The following is an 18,365-nucleotide window of genomic DNA, read 5'->3' on the forward strand; positions in this document are numbered from 1 at the left end:
GAAAAAAAGCCCTAAGGCTTTTATTCTACTGATGTAATAAAATAGTATAATGGCTGTTCACCATTAAAACATTGAACATCCATATCTGGGTATGCTTCCTCTAGTTCTGTTACTAACTGATCAACCTTATCCTCTTCACAGTCTTCACCATAGAATATAGTAATAAGCTCACTCTCTTCATCTACCATGTTCTCAATAAGCTTCTTACATACAGCATATACATCCTGACCTATTTCACTTATTTTTCCTTCTAGTAATCCTAGAATATCTCCCTCTTTAATGGCTCTACCATCATCTTCTGTATCTTTAACAGCGTAGGTTACAGAACCAGAAGTAACAGTTTCAATAGTTTCATTCATAGATGATTCATTTTCTTCCGCAGCACCATCTGGATTAAACATAGTTATAGCTGTAATTCCTTGAGGGATAGTTTTTGTAGGAATTACTATAACCTTTTTATCTTCTATTAAATCTACAGCTTGAGTAGCTGCCATTATTATGTTTTTATTGTTTGGAAGTACAAATACTACTTCAGCATTAATTTTATTGATGCTATTAACTATGTCCTCTGTACTAGGATTCATAGTCTGACCGCCTTCAATAACCTCATCTACTCCAAGGTCCTTAAATATTGCAGAAATTCCATTACCTCTAGCCACAGTTACAAATCCATAAGCTTTAGGTTCTGCTTTTATTTCTTCTGCCACTACATCATTACTATTTTCATCTATACCCAATAAAGATCTGTGTTGCTCTCTCATATTTTCAATCTTAATTTTTGAAAGAGCTCCAAAGGTTACAGCTTTAGATAAAACAGCTCCTGGATCATTAGTATGGACATGAACTTTAGTTATGTCTTCTAAGCCTACAAGTACTAATGAATCACCATGTGATTCAAGAAAATCTTTAAATTTTGGTATGTCCTTTACTTCATCAAGTATAATGAATTCTGTACAGTATCCAAACTTAATATCTTCTGGAGACATATTTAGCTCTGGAATATCATAATTGTTTTCTGATTCACCTTCTAAATCATTGATTAAAGAAACTTCTCCTTTGTTCTTTAGAGCTTCTAACATACCTCTTAATATGATTAACAATCCCATTCCACCAGCATCTACTACCTTAGCTTGTTTTAGCTGTGGTAACATTTCTGGAGTTCTATCAAGAGTTCTTTTACTCTCTTCACAAATCTCTTCTAATAATTCAACTATATTTTCAGCTTCACTACATATAGCAGCTTCTCCAGCAGCCCTAATAATAGTTAGAATAGTTCCTTCTGTTGGTCTCATAACTGCCTTATAAGCAAAATTTGAGCCTTCTACAAAGGAATTCTTAATTTCCTCTATAGTTGCTTCTTCTGCGTTTTCAAGTCCCTTTGCCATCCCTCTTAGAATTTGGGAAAGAATAACTCCAGAGTTTCCTCTAGCTCCCATTAAGGCACCTTTAGCTAATTTTTTAGATACTTCTCCTATGCCCTTATCCTCTAAGCTTTCTATTTCCCTAGCTGCTGCCTTAAATGTTAAAGACATATTTGTTCCTGTGTCTCCATCTGGAACAGGGAATACATTCAAGGAGTTCACATATTCTTTCTGCTTCTCTAATGCATTTGAAGCATTTTTTATCATATTTGAAAAATCACGTCCATTAATCTTTATATACGTCACTTTATGTTCCTCCTTAAACCCTAATGCCTTGAATATTAACAGTAACTTGAGAAATCTTAACTCCTGTAAGATTTTCTAAATTGTATCTAACTGTTTGTATTATATTATTAGCTATTACTGCAATTTTAGTTCCATATTCAACAATTATATATAATTCTATAGCTATAGCATTCTCTTTTTGAGTTATTTTAACCCCTTTTGCTAAATTTTCGGCTTTTAGTAATTCCCATAAACCGTCTTTAGCATTTTTTAAAGCCATGCCAACAACTCCATAGCATTCCATGGTGGATACACCTGCTATATTCGCTATTACATCTTCAGAATAGTATATATTTCCTATTTCAGTTGTTATATTAGCTTTCATAATCAATTCCTCCTTAATTATACCTTATAAACATTTTATATTAACTTAAGATTTAATTCAACTAATATAATTACATATATTATTGAATTTTACTATAACAATATGTATAATAGTAATGGTATGTGTTTATTTTTCTTAATACTTGCAACAATCATAGTAATTGTGTTAAAATGACTTATGTTTGATTTATAGCAGTATATTGGAATTCTGAGGAGGTGTAATATATGTCAAGAAGATGTGAAATATGCGATAAAGGTGTAGTTTCAGGAGTACAATTCTCTCACTCTCACCGTCAATCAAAAAGAAAATGGGCTCCAAACTTAAAAAAAGTTAAAGCTATAGTTAACGGTTCACCTAAGACAGTACACGTTTGTACTAGATGCTTACGTTCTGGTAAGGTTCAACGTGCCGTTTAGATGGTAAAAAAAATGCAACTACCTTTATAGTTGCATTTTTTTTATGTGCAAAACTAATCATTATGTTTTTGTCTTATAAAAAGTTTAACTATTCTAGATAAAAATTTAGGTAATTTAATTACTCTTATAGTCACCCTTTAACCCCCTCGATCAATTATTAGCAAAATTTATTCATTATAAACCATCCTGCACATATAATTGCACAACCTATAGCTATCATCCACCCCCAAAATGGAATTAGCATAGCCAATACTATTCCTGCTCCTACAGAACTAACAATAAGTCCCAGCCTTCTAATTGCCCTACGCCTCATACTTTACTTCCCCCATAAGCCTTTTAGTATCATTATATGTATTATCCTAAAAGTTGGTACATATAAATTTATTGAAGACTTCAAGTATTTTATGCAGTTCTATGAATAACTCAGCTTACACATGAAACATACTAATTTTCTATGACACCATCCACAACAATTTCCCTTACACAATAAACAGAGTTCTTTGATTCAGAGGGAGTTTTTACTCCATCTGAAGCTTAGTATCAGTATTTTTGATANNGTGCGAATCGCTTTCACAGAGTGCGATGTGAGTATTAGAGCGGGTAGTCATCGGATAAACCTTAAGCCTTAAAAAATAAAAATTACAACCATTATAATCAATGATTGTAATTTTGTTATAAATCGTTTTTAATGAATTCTAACTACTATAAGACATCCTTTAGAAAAAATTATACTCACCTTATCTTCCATGAATTCATTAGATACAGTGAGATTATCTCCCTGTGATAAATTAAAATTCTTAAGCTTATATTTAACTCCTTCTATTGTTAAATCATAAGTATCTTCTATATAACTAAACAGTGAAAATACATCACCTTTTTTTCCAAAAATATCTGTTGGCTTATCTATTATATAAATCTCATTATACTCATCTACTATGCGGCAATCTACAGATTTTTTTAACCCTTCATAAAGAATGCACAGATTTGCAAAAAAATGGTCAATTCTCTTTCCCGTACATCCTAAAAAGATTATTTCTGTAGCTCCCAATTCTATAGCTTTATTAAAAGCTATATGACTATCTGTATAATCTTTTTCCTTTGGAAATCTAATTGTTTTAGAGCTATTACTTGTTTCTGCATAAGCCTTTTCATCAATAGAGTCAAAATCTCCTAACAAATAATCAGGATGTATTTTATGCTTTAAAAGAACATTAGCGCCTCCATCAGCTGCTATAATTATAGATTCTTCATTTATGTATTGATTTAAAAGTTCTTTACTTGGAGGGTCTCCACCCCCAACTATAACTACTCTCATATTAAAACCAACACTTTATATTATCTATGTTTTTTTCTATTTCATTATTTTTAAATACAGCTGACCCTGCTACTATAGAATTTGCTCCACATTTTATAACTTTACTAACATTCGTCGCATCTATGCCCCCGTCAACTTGTATATATAATTCTTTATTATATTTATCCTTTAATTCTTTCACCTGAGATATTTTATCTGCTGAATAATCTATATATTTTTGTCCTCCAAATCCTGGATTAACCGACATAATAAGAACCATATCTAAATCTGAAATTAAGTTTTCTATCATAGAAACAGGCGTTCCAGGATTTAACGCCACTCCAGCCTTAACTCCTAAACTCTTAATATACTTTATAGTTCTATCTATATGTCTATCTGCTTCATAATGAACTGTTATAATATCTGCACCTGCATCTACAAAATCCTTTACATATCTAGATGGTTCTTCTATCATTAGATGAACATCAAACACTAAAGATGTAAGATTTCTTATAGATTTTATAACTGGTACCCCAAAGGATATATTAGGTACAAACATTCCGTCCATAACATCTATATGGACCCAATCTGCTCCATACCTTTCTATTTCTTTAACCTGCTCTCCTAATTTTGAAAAATCTGCTGATAATATAGATGGTGATAATTTTATCATTTTCTATTCCCCCTATTTATAATTTCTTCTAAAGTTCTTATGTAGAATTCATATCTACTTTTATTTATTGCACCTGATTCTACCTTTTCCTTTATAAAACAACCTGGCTCTTTATAATGAACACAGTTATTAAACTTACACTGATCTTTAACTCCTTCAAACTCAGGAAATAAATGCTGCAATTCTTCTTTATCTATAAAGTCTAGTTCTAAAGAAGAAAATCCTGGTGTATCAACTAAAAAACCACCTTCTACTCTTATAAGTTCACTATGCCTTGTGGTGTGCTTTCCTCTTTTTAATTTATCACTAATATCTCCAGTTTTCATAGCATCTCTACCTAACACTTTATTTAATAATGTAGATTTACCAACTCCAGAAGGCCCACAAAATACAGTAATGTTATTATTTATCTTTTTCTTTAATTTCTCTATACCAATACCATGCTTGCCTTGCACATACATTATTTCATATCCAGCCTCATTTAACATATTGCCTATTTCTCTACTATATTCACTTTCAATATCCATTTTATTGAAGCACATAATTGGTAGCACATGATTATATTCACATAAAACTAGAAATTTATATAGTAAGCTTAAATTTAGATCTGGGTTCTTACTAGTAACTACTACAAAGGCTTGAGTTACATTTGCAACAGCAGGTCTTATAAGTTGATTCCTTCTCTTCAAAATCTCTATTATAATCCCCTTACCATTTTCCTCTTCTATGATTACTTCATCTCCAATCATAGGAGTTTCACCTTTATGCCTAAACTTTCCTCTAGCTTTGCATTCTATAACATTTTCATTAATATCCACATAGTATAGTCCACCAATTCCTTTAACTATTATTCCTTGCATACATTCCTCCTAAATTTTAACTAATCCTTAGACAAATCTACAAATTTGCCTAAGGATTATATAACTTCATTTGTTAATGTTCTCCTTTTTTATCTGGCTTCCCTTGGTCTTCTTCTGTACTTGGCTCTTCCACCTTAGTTGTAAGATTTATTTTGCTTCCCTTCGCAACCTTCTGTCCTTCAGCCACATCCTGACTTATTATAAGTCCCTTTTTATCTCCTGAAACATTTATGTTAAGTTCAGCTGCTTCAGCTGCGCTTTGTGCATCTTTAACAGTTTTCCCTACGAAGTTAGGAACTACAACTTTACCTTCATCGGGATCCTTATATTGATAGTAACTAACGCTAATCTCCTTTCCTTCCGGAATTGAAGTGTGAGCAGCTTCTGTCTGATGAAATATCTTTTCATCCTTACTTTTATCATCTGTTACCACTGCAGTAGTAGATCCAAGCTTAAGCTTTGCTCCTGTTAACACTTTTTCTGCATCTTTGATAGTTATTCCCATAAGGTCTGGTACTGTTGTCTTTCTTTCCCTAGGTCCTTTACTTACAACTATATCTACAGCAGTACTTTTTTTTACTTTTGTACTAGCTCCTGGATTAGTGCTTATAACTGTGCCTTCTGACATTTCATCTGAATAGTCTTCCGATATATTTCCAACCTTAAGCCCTTGATTAACTATATAGTCTTGTGCAATACTTTTGCCTAAACCAACAACACTTGGTACTTCAACCTCTCCTGGCCCTGTACTAACTCTTACTCTAACTTGACTTTCTTTTTTTACAGCAGTTCCCTCTGCTGGAAATACTGCAATTATAGTTCCCGCTGGTTTATCACTGGCTTCTTCGCCTAATACTACATAAGTTAAACCCAGATTTTCTACAGCAGACTTTGCCTCATCTGCTGTAAGTCCAACTACTTTAGGAACCTTTAATTCTTCTTCTGTAACATTTTTATCACCTTTATTGTATATATTAGTACCTACAAATACTCCTAAAAGAATAGTTAATAAGACAGCTCCGCCAACTATAAGTATTTTCTTCCATGTGCTAGTTTTTGTCTTCTTGTCATCATAATCGTCGTCATAATCGTCATCGTCATCGTCATCTTCACCATCTATAATGTTATCAGCTAACTTCTTTCCAAGATTACTAGCATACATAGTGTTCTGAATTTGAGTTGCATCCATTACTGTAGTATAATCATTATCCATATTAGAAGGAGTTACTACATATTTATTATTATTTTCTATTCGCATTAAATCTATTAATATTTCTGTAACGTTATTATATCTCTTTATAACTTCCTTTTGGGTAGCTTTAATTACTAAATTATTTAAGTTATCTGGTACTTCTGGAACTAAAACCTTAGGAGGTATTATGGTATCTTGTATGTGCTTAAGTGCTACTGCTACAGCACTTTCTCCATCAAAAGGTACTCTTCCTGTTAGCATCTCATATATAACAATTCCAAAGGAATAAATATCAGTTCGATTGTCAACAATCTTTCCTTTAGCTTGCTCAGGAGAGAAATAGTGTGCAGAGCCGATCACTTTATTAGTATGAGTTATTGTATCAGAAGATGTAGCTTTAGCTATTCCAAAGTCTGTAACTTTAACTACTTCATCCTCATTAATTAAAATATTGTGAGGTTTTATATCTCTATGAATAATTTTGTTTTTATGAGCACACTCTAAAGCTTTAGCAATCTGTATTGAAATCCTTAGAGTTGTATCTGTGGAAAGAGGTGCATTTTCTCTTATGTATTCTTTTAAAGTTTTTCCATCAACTAATTCCATAACAATATAATTAATGTTTCCTTCTGAACCTACATCATAAATGTTGACTATATTGCTATGAGAAAAGCTTGCTGTAGCTAAAGCTTCTCTTCTAAATTTCTCCATAAATTCTTTATTATTAGAGTACTCTGGCTTTAGTATTTTTATTGCTACAAATCTATTTAAAATAGTACATTTAGCTTTATATACTACTGCCATACCACCTTCGCCAATCTTCTCTATAAGTTCATATCTATTTCCTAACATAGTCCCTACCATCTGCACTCACACTCTCCTTTAAAAATGATGACAGAAATATTATCTCTTCCACCATTTGCCTTACTCATGTTTATTAGTTCCAAACATTGATTTTCACTATCTCCTTGTAAAACTTTACGAATTTGTTCTTCATTTACTTCATTAGTAAGTCCATCACTACAAAGAATAACTTTTGAAATTTCTCTTATATCTAGATTATAATAATCAGCCTTTACTGCTGGATTAGTGCCTAATGCTCTAGTTATAACATTTTTATTAGGATGATTTTTAGCTTCCTCATTAGTTATTGTTCCATTATCTAATAGCTCTTGTACTAATGAATGGTCTCTTGTAATCTTAATAAGTTCCCCATTCCTCAGTACATAGCCTCTACTATCCCCTACGTTTACCATAGTTAGATTATTTCCTCTTAAAAAAGCTCCCACGAGAGTAGTACCCATTCCCTTACAACCTTCATTCAATAAGCTTTCTCTATATATTTCTCTATTAGCACTTAGGATTGCTTCATTTAAAATTTCCTCTTGAGAAGCATCATTTCTATGATTAATCACATATTTAATAACAGTATCTCTGGCAATTTTACTAGCTACTTCACCAGCATTATGTCCACCCATACCATCAGCTATTATAAATATGCCAAAATCATCTTCTTCATAGTAACCAACGGAATCTTCATTAAAACTTCTTTTATTTCCGACATCCGTTTCCATTCCTATTAATCTCCTCATTTAAAACTACAACTCCCTTTTTTCTATATAACTTTTTCTCAGCTGACCACAAGCAGCGTTTATGTCTAATCCCATCTCTTTTCTAACGGTAGTTTCAATTCCATGTTTCACTAAAATATCTCTAAATAGTTTAACTTGCTCTGAGTTTGATTTTTTTAAGTCATTTTCATCTATTTCATTTATAGGAATTAAATTTACATGACACAACATACCTTTTATTAATTTAGCTAACTCCTCTGCTTGTTTCCTAGAGTCGTTTACGCCCTTTACTAATGCATACTCAAAGGTAATTCTTCTCCCAGTTCTATCAATATAATATTTACAGCTATCAATAAGTTCAGCTATAGAATATACCTTAGCAATAGGCATAGTTTTTAGACGTAGATCATCATTAGGAGCATGTAAGGAAATTGCTAGAGTTATCTGGAAATCTAAATCTGCTAAACTCTTTATTTTAGGTACAATTCCGCAAGTAGAAAGAGTTATATGTCGCTTTCCTATATTAAGTCCATTTTCAGAGTTTACATCCTTAATAAATTTTACCACATTGTCATAGTTATCTAAGGGTTCTCCGCTTCCCATAAGTACAATATTTGAGATTCTCTCTCCAAGTTGTTTTTGTGCAGCCATTATCTGACCTATCATTTCTCCACTGCTTAAACTTCTAATAGCACCACCAATAGTTGAAGCACAGAACTTACACCCCATATTGCATCCCACTTGAGTTGATATACATATAGAATTACCGTGATTATATTGCATAACCACACCTTCCACAATATTACCATCATGTAAAATAAATAAATGCTTTCGCGTATCGCTATTCTTAGAACTATATGTTTCTAATATCCTAGGTATTCCTATAAAAAAGTTATTTTCTAATTTTTCTAAGGTGCTTTTAGATATATTTGTCATATCCTTAAAATTCCAGACATCATTATAAATCCAAGAAAATACCTGTTTAGCTCTAAATTCTTTCTCACCATTTTCTTTCATCCACATTCTAAGTTGTTCTATATCTAAATCTAATATATTTTTCATTTCTACTCCTACTTATTCCTACGAATTTTTGCTATAAAAAATCCATCCATATATTCATTTGGTAAAACTGTTACATAACCTTTTTCATCATAGATTAGATTTTCCATTTTCCCAAAATTTAAAGGCTCTATACTAAAATCTCTAAAATTCTTTAAAAACCAGTTAATATTTTCTTCATTTTCCTCTTTATTAATCGTACAAGTTGAATATAAGATTACTCCATTTGGTTTTACATATTTAGCTGCATTCTTCATTATATCACGTTGAACTGTTATTAAAGATTTTAATTCTTTTTCTTTCTTTGTATACTTAATCTCCGGCTTCTTTCTTATTATACCTAATCCAGAACAAGGTACATCTATAAGTACCCTATCTCCATTTTCTATTAATTCCCCACACTCTTTAGTAGCATCTAATATATCTAATTGAATATTTCTTAGCCCTAGTCTCTCACTATTACTTCTTATAAGTTCTAACTTATGCTCATAAATATCAAAACCCTTAACTATACCTGTATTATTCATTATTTCGGCAATATGAGTAGTTTTACCTCCTGGCGCACTACATAAATCTAATACAGTCATCCGCTCTTTTAAATACATGCTAGGTGCTACTAGCATAGCACTTTCATCTTGAACAGTAATGATACCTTCCTTAAATAAGGGATTATCCTCTATGCTCTTCCCTCTTACAATTCTTATAGCTTCAGGACATATTACTCCCTCTTCCACATTGTAACCATTTTTCTCCATCTCATTAAAGACCTGGTCAAAATCTCCTTTTGTAGAATTTACTCTAACTGTAACAGCTGGCCTTTTATTAAGCCCATCTAATATTTTTTCTCCAATTTTTTCTCCATATTGATCAATAAATAACTTTATCATCCACTGAGGATATGAATATAAAAATGCTAACTTTTCATTAATATTTTCTTTATTATAATAATCCTTATCTCTATTTCTTAAATAATTTCTTAATACACCATTAACTAATTTGGAAGCTCCTACAGACACTTTAGCCTTAGCTAAATTAACTCCTTCATTTACTGCTGCAAACTCAGGAATTTTATCTAAATATCTAAGTTGGTATATACAAACCCTTAATAAATTTAAAATATATTTATCAGTTTTGTCAAATTTTTTTTCTAAGAAGCTCTTAAGTATTTTATCAATGGCATATCTATATTTTATTGTACCATAAACAAGTTCTGTAGCTAATGCTTTATCTTTATCTCCTAGATCACATTGTCTAAGATTGTTATTCAATGCAATATTTGAATAAGCCTTATTTTCAAAAACCTGCATTACTGTATTTATTGCTATTTCTCTAGCACTTATCATTCATATCATCCTATCTATCGTCTAGTATTTCTTAATCTACTTCATCTATTAATCATTTCTATTTCTAATAGCAATAAGTCTTAAAAGCTGAGCTATGGCTGTAACTGCTGCTGCTACATAAGTTAATGCTGCTGCAGTTAATACATTTTTAGCTCCTTTTATTTCATCTTCATAAAGTATATTTTTTGCACTTAATATAGCTATAGCTCTACTAGATGCATTAAACTCTACTGGCAATGTAACTAACTGAAAAAGTACTACCGCTGAAAACAATATGATACCAAAGTTAATTAATGGTGTAAAAGATATTATAATTCCTAAAAAGAATAATATCCATGATGCTTGAGAACCTATATTTGCAATGGGAACTAAAGCTGTTCTTATTTTAATCGGTGCATATTCTTCCTTATGTTGAATTGCGTGACCTATCTCATGGGCAGCTACCCCTATAGCTGCAAGGGATGTACTATTATATACATCATTAGATAGATTAACTACTCTTCTACTTGGGTCATAGTGATCTGTAAGATGTCCTCCTGTAACTAATACTGGTATATCAAAAAGTCCATAGGCATCCAATATCATTCTAGCTACTTGACCTCCAGTATATCTATTTCTACTATATACTTGTGAATACTTTGCATAGCTACTTTTTATTTTCATCTGAGCCCATATTGAAATAATAAGAGCTGGTACAAGAATAATCATCGTTGGGTCAAAAAAACTTCCATAATATCTCATATATATCTCTCCTTACTTTATAAAATTAAATTAAATTTTACTCTTCAGCTATACTTTTTAATACTATATTTTCTTCAATAGAGTTTCCTTTTATATACTCTTCTACTCTTAAAGGTTTTTTATTAGGGAATTGAACCTTAGTTATTAATATATTGTAATCTTCAGTAGAAACCAGAATTCCTTCTTTATTAACTCTTAAAATAGTCCCTGGAGTCTTAGAAGATTTTTCATTAGTACGTCTAGTTTCAATTACCTTCATTGGTTCATTCTTATAATAAGTATACGCTATCGGGAATGAGTATAAACCTCTTACAAAGTTATGTATATCTTTAGACTCTTGATTCCAATTTATTTTAGCCATTTCCTTATTTAGCATGCTAGCATAGCAGCTTTCACTTTCCCCTTGTTTTATAGGAGCTATTTTACCATTATAAAGTCCTTCTATAGTTTCAACTAAAAGCTCAGCTCCACTATTCATAAGTTCGTCATGAAGCTCTGCTGTAGTCATATTTTCTGTAATCTCAACCTTATTCTTTAGTAGCATATCTCCAGTATCTAAGCCTACATCCATTAACATAGTTGTATTTCCACTTTCCTTTTCACCCTTAATAATAGCATAGTGAATTGGTGCCGCTCCTCTATATTTAGGTAGTAGAGACCCATGAAGGTTTATGCATCCATACTTAGGTATATCTAATACCTCTTTAGATAAAATTTGTCCAAAGGCTACAACTATTATAAAATCTAAATTCATGCTCTTCAATTCTTCTATTAGATCTTTTTCATTTCTCAATTTTTCTGGCTGATAGACCTTTATATCATGTTTAAGTGCCACTTGTTTTACTGGTGACATTGCCATAGATTTTCCTCTTCCTTTAGGTCTATCTGGCTGAGTAAGTACTGCCTTAACTCCATACTTTTCAATAATTGCTTCTAAGGATGGGACTGCAAAATCTGGTGTACCCATAAATACTATATTCATCTTAATACCTCCTACTTAACTACCTTATCTGTATATAATATTCCATTTAAATGATCAATTTCATGGCAAAGAGCTCTTGCTAAAAGATCTTCTCCTTGAATTTCAATAGGATTTCCTTCTCTATCTTGAGCATTAACTTTTACATATTGAGGTCTTATAACATTTCCTTCTTTACCTGGTACACTAAGACAACCTTCTCTATCCTCAACTTCACCATTAGTTTCAACCACCTCTGGATTTATAAGTATTAATGGTCCATGGCCAACATCTATAACAACAATTCTCTTTAAAATCCCTACTTGTGGTGCTGCAAGACCTACTCCATTAGCTTTATACATAGTATCTAGCATATCATCAATTAATATTTGTGTTCTTTCATCAATGTTTTTAACTACTTTACTAGTCTTTCTTAATATTGGATCTTCGTTAACTCTTATATTTCTTAATGCCATTCTTATTCTCCTTTATAGTAAACTATTTGGATTTATATCAATTCCTATCCTTATATTTCTATAATTAATCTGTTCATATACTAAATCTTTAATGTCCATGGCATAGTCATCATCAAATTGGCCTTTGAGTATAATTTGCCATCTATATGAATTTTTAATTTTAGAAACTCCGCAAGGACATGGTCCTAACAATTCAATTTTATCACTTTCATAATTTTTTATCCTTATTTTATCTGATAAACTTTGTATACATTTTATTAAATTTTCTTCATCTTCACTACTTAAGTTTATACATAAAATTTTAGAAAATGGTGGATAATCCCTCAGTTTTCTTATAATTATTTCCTCTTCATAAAAACTTTTATAATCATTTTCAGCAGCATAAATTATGCTATAATTTTCTGGATTATAAGTCTGAAGTATTACTTTTCCATGTTTGTCTCCTCTTCCTGCCCTTCCTGCTACTTGAGTTATTAGCTGAAAAGTTTTCTCTGCTGCTCTATAGTCTGGTAGATTTAAAGATAAGTCTGCAGCTATTATTCCTACTAAGGTTACATCCTTAAAATCAAGACCCTTGGCAATCATTTGAGTCCCAATCAATACATTATACCTCTTGGCTGCAAAGTCTCTATAAATTTTTTCGTAAGAATCCTTTCCTCTTGTAGTGTCAAAATCCATTCTAAGAGGTTTACTATCTAAAAAAGTTTTTTTAACACCATGTTCTAATTGTTCTGTACCTACTCCAAAATATTTTACATATTTACTTTTACATTTAGGACAAGTTTTTAAAGCTCTTTGCTTTGCTCCACAGTAATGACAAGTTAAGTTATCATCATTATGATAGGTAAGAGAAATATCACAATTACTGCATTTAAATACATAACCACACTCTCTACAAGACACAAAAGTAGAATATCCTCTTCTATTTAAAAACATTATAGCCTGCTCTTTTTTCCTTAGGCACTGAATCATCTCTTCATTCAGACTTCTGCTAAACATAGATTTATTGCCTTCTTTTAATTCTTCTCTCATATCCACTATCTCTATAGTTGGTAGTTTAGCTCCATCAGCTCTCTCATTCAAGGTGATTATATCATATTCGCCTTCAGTAGCCCTATAATAAGTTTCAATGGAAGGGGTTGCAGAGCCTAATACCACTTTACATCCTTCAATCTCTGCTTTAAAACTGGCTATATCTCTTGCATTGTATTTAGGATCGCTATCTGATTTGTAGCTAGTTTCATGCTCCTCATCTATAACAATAAGTCCCAGATTAGAAAAAGGAAGAAATATTGCCGATCTAGCCCCTATTGCTACTTTCACATTTCCCATTTTAACTCTCATCCATTCATCAAATCTCTCGCCAACAGACAATCTGCTATGAAATATAGCTACATCTCTACCAAACCTGCCTTTAAATCTTTCAACCATTTGAGGAGTTAAGGCTATCTCAGGAATTAATATTATCGAATCCATATCTCTTTTTATCATTTCTTTTACTAGATTCATATATATCTCAGTCTTTCCACTACCGGTTATGCCATGAATAAGAAATTTATTATTACTACTATGCAATAGTATAGTATCAACACATCTTTGTTGAGTTGGATTTAGCACTTTTTCTTCATATCTCTTATATATATTTTCATTATATCTATTAACTACAATTTTTTTAACCTCTAAAAAACCATATTTAATTAAAGTATTAATTCTAGATAAGGAAATGTTAAATTCACTAGTAAGTTCTGCTTTATTATAAACTCCATTATTTTCTTCTATAAAGTTTATAATATTTATATACTCATCTTTGTTATATTTTCCTGTTAAAGCCCTTCCAATAACTATACTATTTTTAGTTTTAAAGGTAGTTCCTTTAGTGATTCCACTTGGAATCATTACTTTTATGCACTCTAAATAAGTACATAAATACTTCTTTCTCATTATCTCTATAAGACGAATATTCTCCTCTGTAAGAAACTCCATACTATTGTCTATATCAATAATTTCTTTTAATTTAGTATTATCATCTATATCATAAAATATATCAACTATAAATCCATATATCTTCTTATTTCCATTTCCAAAGGGAACTGTAACCATTCTGCCTTTTTTTACTTTACTATATAGTCTTTCAGGTACCTTATATGTAAATATTCTATCTACTTTTACAGCTTCATTGTTTACTATAATCCCTAGATACATTTTTAGACCTCCCTTCTAGATGTATATCCCTCAAATTTAAGTTTATTATCAATTTCATTTTAATAATACATCATATTACATAAATAAATAATAAAAAAAGCGACTTAGTCGCTCTTTTTATTTATTGTTTAAAATCATATTAAAAAGCTCATATCCAACTAATCTTTTACTCATATTATCAAGAGACATTTCCTTACCATCTCTATTTATAATAGTAACTCTGTTAGTATCAGTTCCAAAGCCCGCATCACTTTCAGTTATATTATTAGCAACAATATAATCAAGATTTTTCTTTTCTAGCTTTATGTGTGCATTTTTTATTACATCATTACTCTCAGCTGCAAATCCAACTAATATTTGATGTTTTTTTAAGGCCCCTAGCTCCTTTAATATATCGTTATCTCTTACAAGTTCCATATTCAAATTGCCAGGTCCTTTTTTTATCTTCTTATCTGAATAAGTCTTAGGTTTATAATCACTTACAGCTGCAGATTTAACTACAATATCACTACTATCAAATTCTGACTTAACTGCATTTAACATCTCTTCATTAGTCTCTACATTAATAGTTCTAACTCCAACTAGTGGCTTTATATTAGTTGGTCCGCTGATAAGAACTACTTCTGCCCCTCTATCTCTAGCTTCCTCAGCAATGGCATAGCCCATTTTTCCTGTAGATTTATTAGTCAAGAATCTTACTGGATCTATATTAGCTCTAGTAGGTCCTGCTGTTACTAATACCTTTTTCCCTATTAAATCTTTTGGTTCATGAAGCTGTGATAAAATCACTTCTACAATCTCCTCTGTATCAGCAAGTTTCCCATCACCTACATCTCCACAAGCCAATCTTCCACTACTAGGATTTATAAATTCATATCCATAATCCTTTAATTTTTTAATATTTTCTTGAACAATGAGATTGTTATACATATTTGTATTCATAGCTGGAGCAAATATTACCTTTGCATTAGTAGCCATAATTGTAGTTGAAAGCATATCATCAGCTATGCCATTTGCTACTTTGCCTATAATATTCGCTGTAGCAGGCACTACCACTAATACATCAGCTTTTTTAGCTAAAGATATATGCTGAATTTCAAAAACCTTTGGCTCATCAAACATATCTTTAATTACTGCATTTTGACTTAGTGACTGAAAACTTAATGGGGTAACGAACTCACAAGCAGATTTTGTCATAATAACATCAACATTTATATCTTTCTTTTTCAGCCTGCTTATAACATCTAGAGCCTTATAGACTGCAACTCCACCAGTTACTCCAACAACTACATTCTTTTTATTCATTAAAATTTAAGCCTTCTTCCGCTTCTCCATTTACTAGCTCTACTTCTCGAGTTTTAGTAAACTTATCTTCAGTCTCTCTAACTTCTATAGCCCCTTGTTCAACTTCGTTAATAGCAATAGTTAATGGTTTAGCACCTACGCCTTGAATCATTGGCTCTTCACCATCAATTATTTTTCTTGCTCTTCTTGAAGTAGCTACTACTAGTGAATATCTGTTATCCACCTTTTCTAGTAAATCCACAATAGATGGATTAATCATTGAATTGCTCTTCGAATTACTCATGTCCTTTAAAACCTCCCTAATAGCTCATCTTTTATTTTAAAAACTCTACATTTTTCTGCAATTATTATACTTTCAATTTTTTTGACTGCATCTTCAACCCTGTCGTTTACAACAGCATAGTCATATTTAGATGCAAATCCTATTTCATCATAAGCAGACTCCATTCTAGTATTTAATGACTCCGGAGTTTCACTTCCTCTATTTGTGATTCTATTTCTAAGTTCTTCCATAGATGGTGGCATAATAAATATAAATATTCCTTCAGGATATGAAGATTTTATCTTTAATGCACCTTGAATATCTATTTCTAATATTACATCCTTGCCTTCATTTAGCATTTTTAAAACTTCAGGCCTAGGTGTTCCATAAAAATTTCCATAAACCTCTGCATACTCTAAAAAATCTTCTTTATCAATTCTTTTTAAGAATTCTTCTTTTTCTATGAAAAAATAATTCACGCCTTCTACTTCACCGTTCCTTGGTTTACGTGTAGTACAAGATGTGGAAATCCATATTGGATTTTTTTCAATTAGCGCCTTACATACAGTTCCTTTTCCTGCTCCAGATGGCCCAGATATAACTAATAATTGTCCTTTACTTCCCATATTATTCATCTACCTCATCTATAGTATCATCTTCCTTTGCAGATAATCTATGTGCTACTGTTTCAGGCTGAACAGCAGATAATATCACATGGTCACTGTCAGTAATTATAACTGCCCTAGTTCTTCTACCATAGGTAGCATCTATTAGCATACCTCTATCCCTAGCTTCTTGAATTATTCTTTTAATAGGCGCTGATTCTGGACTAACAATAGCTACTAGTCTATTTGCTGAAACAATATTTCCAAATCCAATATTTATAAGCTTTATACCCATGCCCTACCTCCTAAATTTATTCTATGTTCTGAACCTGTTCTCTAATCTTTTCTATATCACTTTTTATATCAAGTGCTGTATTAGTTAATTCCAGGTCATTAACTTTAGATGCAATTGTATTTGCTTCTCTGTTCATTTCTTGAATAATAAAGTCTAACTTTCTACCTATTGGCTCTTCTAGTTTAAAAGTTTTAAGAACTTGCGTTACATGGCTTTTAAGTCTAACAATTTCTTCATCAATACAAGTTTTATCCGCTTGAAGCACTACTTCCATAGCAATACGATTTTCGTCAATGCTTTTTTCTGTTAGAATTTCTTCTACCTTCTTTAAAAGTCTCACTCTATACTCTTCTGTAACTTCTGGTACTCTTTTATTAATTATATCAACATTACTTGAAATAAATTCACATCTCTTTGTAATATCTAATAAAAGTTTTTCACCCTCTTGCTCTCGCATAGATACAAGATTATGTACCGCTTCTTCCACTGCTGGTAATAATATCTTCCATGTATTTTCCAAGTCTTCTTCCTTTTGTTCTAACTTGAGAACCTCAGGAAATCTTGCTAAAGTTGTAGCAGAAATATCATCTCTTAAACTATACTTATCTCTAAGCCTATATAATGCTTCTACATAGTTATCAGCTAAACTTTCATTTATTACTACACCCATTTCTTCACTAACTGCTTGATTTTGAGTAATAAATATATCTACCTTACCCCTTTTAATCTTGTCATTTACATATTTTCTTATACCATCTTCTAAAGATATTAAAGTTCTAGGCATTCTAACATTAAGCTCAAAGTATCTGTGATTTACTGTTTTTATTTCCACAATAAAACTAGATGCTTCGCCCTCTGATGTACCTCTACCAAATCCGGTCATGCTTTTTATCATATACAACGCACCCTTCTAGACCTTGTTAAATTCTTTATTTATTATACATAATGTATATGACTTATTTCAACCCATAAACAAAAGAATTTTAAAGAAAATCGAAATATTCTTTAGAAAACCTTAGAAAAACCATTATAATTTAAAATAATTAAGGCATCTGAAAATAAATAACAAGTCAAAGATGGGA

Annotated in this window: 20 protein-coding genes; 1 reads left to right on the plus strand and 19 read right to left on the minus strand. The window is 31.4% G+C overall.

Translation table 11 applies throughout. The features are described 5' to 3' along the window. Positions 1–20 precede the first annotated feature (20 nt). Positions 21–1,667 (minus strand): DAK2 domain-containing protein, encoded by a 1,647-nt coding sequence (locus B3W71_RS01940; protein WP_346887245.1) that lies wholly within the window; start codon positions 1,665–1,667, stop codon positions 21–23. Positions 1,668–1,680: 13 nt separating this feature from the next. Then, positions 1,681–2,031, minus strand: a complete 351-nt coding sequence (locus B3W71_RS01945; protein ID WP_346887246.1) for an Asp23/Gls24 family envelope stress response protein — start codon at positions 2,029–2,031, stop codon at positions 1,681–1,683. 224 nt (positions 2,032–2,255) lie between these two features. On the opposite strand from B3W71_RS01945, the gene rpmB reads away from it, so the two are divergent. Then, positions 2,256–2,447 carry a 50S ribosomal protein L28 gene (rpmB, locus tag B3W71_RS01950; protein ID WP_035132719.1) on the plus strand — a complete coding sequence of 64 codons (192 nt, stop codon included), beginning with the start codon at positions 2,256–2,258 and terminating at the stop codon, positions 2,445–2,447. A gap of 157 nt (positions 2,448–2,604) precedes the next feature. Here rpmB and B3W71_RS01955 read toward each other — a convergent pair whose 3' ends face one another. The 17 genes from B3W71_RS01955 to B3W71_RS02035 form a co-directional block, all read right to left on the minus strand. Continuing rightward, the gene (locus tag B3W71_RS01955) at positions 2,605–2,760 is read right to left on the minus strand and encodes a hypothetical protein (RefSeq protein WP_346887247.1); all 156 of its coding nucleotides are present in this window, start codon (positions 2,758–2,760) and stop codon (positions 2,605–2,607) included. A 372-nt stretch (positions 2,761–3,132) separates the two neighbouring features. Next, on the minus strand, positions 3,133–3,762 hold the full coding sequence (locus B3W71_RS01960) for a thiamine diphosphokinase (RefSeq protein WP_346887248.1): 630 nt from the start codon (positions 3,760–3,762) through the stop codon (positions 3,133–3,135). 1 nt (position 3,763) lies between these two features. Continuing rightward, positions 3,764–4,414, minus strand: coding sequence for a ribulose-phosphate 3-epimerase (gene rpe, locus B3W71_RS01965; protein WP_346887249.1), 651 nt, complete (start codon positions 4,412–4,414; stop codon positions 3,764–3,766). Further along, complete coding sequence (rsgA, locus tag B3W71_RS01970; RefSeq protein WP_346887250.1) at positions 4,411–5,274, minus strand: ribosome small subunit-dependent GTPase A; 864 nt, start codon at positions 5,272–5,274, stop codon at positions 4,411–4,413. The genes rpe and rsgA overlap by 4 nt, the downstream gene beginning before the upstream one ends. Positions 5,275–5,347: 73 nt before the next feature. Next, positions 5,348–7,330, minus strand: a complete 1,983-nt coding sequence (pknB, locus tag B3W71_RS01975) for a Stk1 family PASTA domain-containing Ser/Thr kinase (RefSeq protein WP_346887358.1) — start codon at positions 7,328–7,330, stop codon at positions 5,348–5,350. Next, positions 7,324–8,040, minus strand: a complete 717-nt coding sequence (locus B3W71_RS01980) for a Stp1/IreP family PP2C-type Ser/Thr phosphatase (protein WP_346887251.1) — start codon at positions 8,038–8,040, stop codon at positions 7,324–7,326. Before B3W71_RS01980 ends, pknB begins: the two co-directional genes overlap by 7 nt. Positions 8,041–8,064: 24 nt before the next feature. After that, positions 8,065–9,099, minus strand: coding sequence for a 23S rRNA (adenine(2503)-C(2))-methyltransferase RlmN (gene rlmN, locus B3W71_RS01985; protein ID WP_346887252.1), 1,035 nt, complete (start codon positions 9,097–9,099; stop codon positions 8,065–8,067). Positions 9,100–9,107: 8 nt separating this feature from the next. Beyond that, a complete protein-coding gene (gene rsmB / locus B3W71_RS01990) occupies positions 9,108–10,439 on the minus strand; it encodes a 16S rRNA (cytosine(967)-C(5))-methyltransferase RsmB (protein WP_346887253.1) in 1,332 nt (443 codons plus the stop codon). A 48-nt stretch (positions 10,440–10,487) separates the two neighbouring features. After that, positions 10,488–11,180, minus strand: a complete 693-nt coding sequence (locus B3W71_RS01995) for a zinc metallopeptidase (protein ID WP_346887254.1) — start codon at positions 11,178–11,180, stop codon at positions 10,488–10,490. Positions 11,181–11,217: 37 nt separating this feature from the next. Further along, positions 11,218–12,162, minus strand: a complete 945-nt coding sequence (gene fmt / locus B3W71_RS02000) for a methionyl-tRNA formyltransferase (protein ID WP_346887255.1) — start codon at positions 12,160–12,162, stop codon at positions 11,218–11,220. Between the two features lie 11 nt (positions 12,163–12,173). Beyond that, on the minus strand, positions 12,174–12,614 hold the full coding sequence (def, locus tag B3W71_RS02005; protein ID WP_346887256.1) for a peptide deformylase: 441 nt from the start codon (positions 12,612–12,614) through the stop codon (positions 12,174–12,176). 12 nt (positions 12,615–12,626) lie between these two features. Continuing rightward, positions 12,627–14,816 (minus strand): primosomal protein N', encoded by a 2,190-nt coding sequence (gene priA / locus B3W71_RS02010; protein WP_346887257.1) that lies wholly within the window; start codon positions 14,814–14,816, stop codon positions 12,627–12,629. Between the two features lie 117 nt (positions 14,817–14,933). Continuing rightward, positions 14,934–16,121 carry a bifunctional phosphopantothenoylcysteine decarboxylase/phosphopantothenate--cysteine ligase CoaBC gene (coaBC, locus tag B3W71_RS02015; protein ID WP_346887258.1) on the minus strand — a complete coding sequence of 396 codons (1,188 nt, stop codon included), beginning with the start codon at positions 16,119–16,121 and terminating at the stop codon, positions 14,934–14,936. Then, positions 16,114–16,404, minus strand: a complete 291-nt coding sequence (gene rpoZ, locus B3W71_RS02020) for a DNA-directed RNA polymerase subunit omega (protein ID WP_346887259.1) — start codon at positions 16,402–16,404, stop codon at positions 16,114–16,116. The genes coaBC and rpoZ overlap by 8 nt, the downstream gene beginning before the upstream one ends. A gap of 5 nt (positions 16,405–16,409) precedes the next feature. Then, positions 16,410–17,009, minus strand: coding sequence for a guanylate kinase (gene gmk, locus B3W71_RS02025; RefSeq protein WP_414631967.1), 600 nt, complete (start codon positions 17,007–17,009; stop codon positions 16,410–16,412). 1 nt (position 17,010) lies between these two features. Further along, positions 17,011–17,283, minus strand: a complete 273-nt coding sequence (gene remA, locus B3W71_RS02030) for an extracellular matrix/biofilm regulator RemA (protein ID WP_346887261.1) — start codon at positions 17,281–17,283, stop codon at positions 17,011–17,013. A gap of 16 nt (positions 17,284–17,299) precedes the next feature. Then, a complete protein-coding gene (locus B3W71_RS02035; protein WP_346887262.1) occupies positions 17,300–18,178 on the minus strand; it encodes a YicC/YloC family endoribonuclease in 879 nt (292 codons plus the stop codon). Between the last annotated feature and the right edge of the window lie 187 nt (positions 18,179–18,365).

It is taken from the genome of Clostridium sp. UBA1056, assembly GCA_002316385.1.
In the GTDB taxonomy this organism is placed as follows: domain Bacteria; phylum Bacillota; class Clostridia; order Clostridiales; family Clostridiaceae; genus Clostridium_J.